Annotated in this window: 2 protein-coding genes; both read left to right on the forward strand. The window is 72.2% G+C overall.

The window, feature by feature from the left end; genetic code table 11:
• Nucleotides 1-883 (forward strand): zinc ribbon domain-containing protein (locus tag JFN87_RS32910; RefSeq protein ID WP_209346152.1); only part of this gene is annotated, 883 nt, incomplete at its 5' end.
• Between the two features lie 265 nt (nt 884-1,148).
• The gene (locus JFN87_RS32915; protein ID WP_209346154.1) at nt 1,149-2,048 is read left to right on the forward strand and encodes an endo alpha-1,4 polygalactosaminidase; all 900 of its coding nucleotides are present in this window, start codon (nt 1,149-1,151) and stop codon (nt 2,046-2,048) included.
• Nucleotides 2,049-2,234: the final 186 nt, after the last annotated feature.

Below are 2,234 nucleotides of genomic sequence, written 5' to 3' on the forward strand. Positions count from 1 at the left end.
CCCCAGGGCCCTGCTCGTGCCGGTCGACGAGCCGCAGGCGCGGCCGGAGCGCGAGCAGCCCGTCGCCCCGGTCCTGCCGGGACGCCCCGAGCCCGTGCGGCCCGGCGTGCGAGCCCCGGGCGAGCAGCAGATCCAGGGCGGCATCCCGTGCCCGTGGTGCGGCACGACCAACCGGCCCGACCGGCACTTCTGCACCCGGTGCGCCATGCGGATGTCCGAGTCGCCCGACGGCGGGGCGCGCGCGCCCTGGTGGCGCCGGCTGTTCGACCGCGACAACCGGGAGCAGCCGTGGGCCGGCGAGCGGCCGCGGCTGCGCTGGCAGTTCGGCCGCATCGTGAAGTACGTCGTCTGGGCAGCCGTGCTCGGCCTCGCCGTGTGGGGTGTGACGAACATCGGCACGGGCGTCTCCGCGGTGCGCGACCACTTCGCCAACCGGGCGTCGATCGCGCCCGACACCTTCAAGGCGTCACACTCGTACTCCCACCACTCGCCGAAGCTCGCGTTCGACAAGTACAGCAACACCTGGTGGGGCCCGGGCTACGCGGAGTCCGGGCAGGGCGAGTGGATCGAGGCGCACTTCCAGCAGCCGGTGAACCTCCTCGACGTCGGCATCACCTCGGGCGAGTCCGCGCACGCCGACTCGCTGTCCAAGTCGGCGCGTCCGCACCGCATGCAGGCCCTCGTCACGACGGACGACGGCAAGACCCACACCATGGACCTCATCCTCGACCAGACCAGCGGCTTCCAGTCGCGCGCCTTCAGGTACCACAACGTCACGTCGGTGCGCTTCACGCTGGGGACCGCCTACGGCACGGGCCCGAAGAAGCAGGTGGCCATCGCCGAGATCGAGTTCTTCGGCCCCTCGCAGGGCGGCAGCGCCTGAGAGACCGAGAGCCGCCGCGTCCCGCCCCGCCCATGCGGCAGGGCGGGACGCGCCATTCCCGGCCCCACCAACAACCGCTCACATTCGAGCTGTTGACATGACGAGTTCCGCTCGCTTTACTCCACTCAACGCCAGGATCGAGCATCCTGCGCCAGAGGTACGCCCAGCCGGTATGCGGCCCGCTGTGCCGCGAGTCCGGACAAAGTCGCCAGGGCACTCCAGAGCCCGAGGCGGGGACGTATCCCCCATCTTCTGGAGCTCCACGATGCGTGCTCACCGTGTCCTGTCCCGCAGATCCCTCACCATGTCGGCCGCTGCCGCGCTGGCCGTCGTCACGCCGCTGGTCGCCTGCTCCACCGCGGGAGCCTCGACCACCGCGGGCGCCGCCGCCCCCACCTCGGCGTCCACTGCCGCCGCGTCCACCTCGGCCGCGTCCACCTCGGCCGCGTCCACCGGAGTCACACTCCCGCCGGTGCACGCCGGGTTCGACTACCAGATCGGCGGCGCCTACAAGCCGCCCGCCGGTGTGAAGGTCGTCAGCCGCGACCACTCGGCCTCCCCGGCCGCGGGCCTGTACAACATCTGCTACGTCAACGCCTTCCAGGCGCAGGAAGGGGCGGAGGGCGACTGGGACTCCGACCTGCTGCTGCGGGACGCGAACGGCAAGGTCGTCTACGACGACGGCTGGGACGAGGCGGTCCTCGACATCCGGACGGCCGCCAAGCGCAAGCGGATCGCCGCCAAGGTGGACGGCTGGATCGACAGCTGCGCGAGCAAGGGCTTCCAGGCCGTCGAGCCCGACAACTTCGACACCTTCACCCGCTTCCCCAAGCTCCTCACCTCGAACGAGGCAGAGGCCTTCATCAAGCTGCTGTCGGACCACGCGCACGCCAAGGGCCTGGCCATCGCGCAGAAGAACACCTCGGAACTCGCGGGCGACCACGCGAGCAACGGGCTCGACTTCGCGGTCGCTGAGGAGTGCGGCCGCTACGACGAGTGCGGCGTCTACACCTCGGCCTACGGCGACCACGTGATCGCGATCGAGTACACGGCCTCGGGCCTGAAGAAGACCTGCTCCGGCTACGGCGACCGCATCAGCGTCGTCCGTCGCGACGTCGACGTCTCGCCCATCGGCAGCGACGGCTACCTGCGCCAGACCTGCTGACCCGCACCGACCCGGCCGGGCCGGCGCGCCCGCGGCGCCACGCGGGGGCGCCGGGCCGCCGCCGCCTCCTGGCCCGGGTGGGCGGGATCGGGAGAGGGCGCGGCCGAAGCCCTGGCGCCGGTGGTACCCGGAAGGCGGCTCTCGCCTGGAAGAAGGGGGGGGGGGGGGGGGGGGGGGGGGGGGGGG

This window comes from Streptomyces montanisoli (assembly GCF_017813245.1).
In the GTDB taxonomy this organism is placed as follows: Bacteria; Actinomycetota; Actinomycetes; order Streptomycetales; family Streptomycetaceae; genus Streptomyces; species Streptomyces montanisoli.

Coding starts and splice junctions, on each gene's coding strand:
- JFN87_RS32915 (WP_209346154.1), top strand. CDS start 1,149: ATGCGTGCTCACCGTGTCCTGTCCCGCAGATCCCTCACCATGTCGGCC.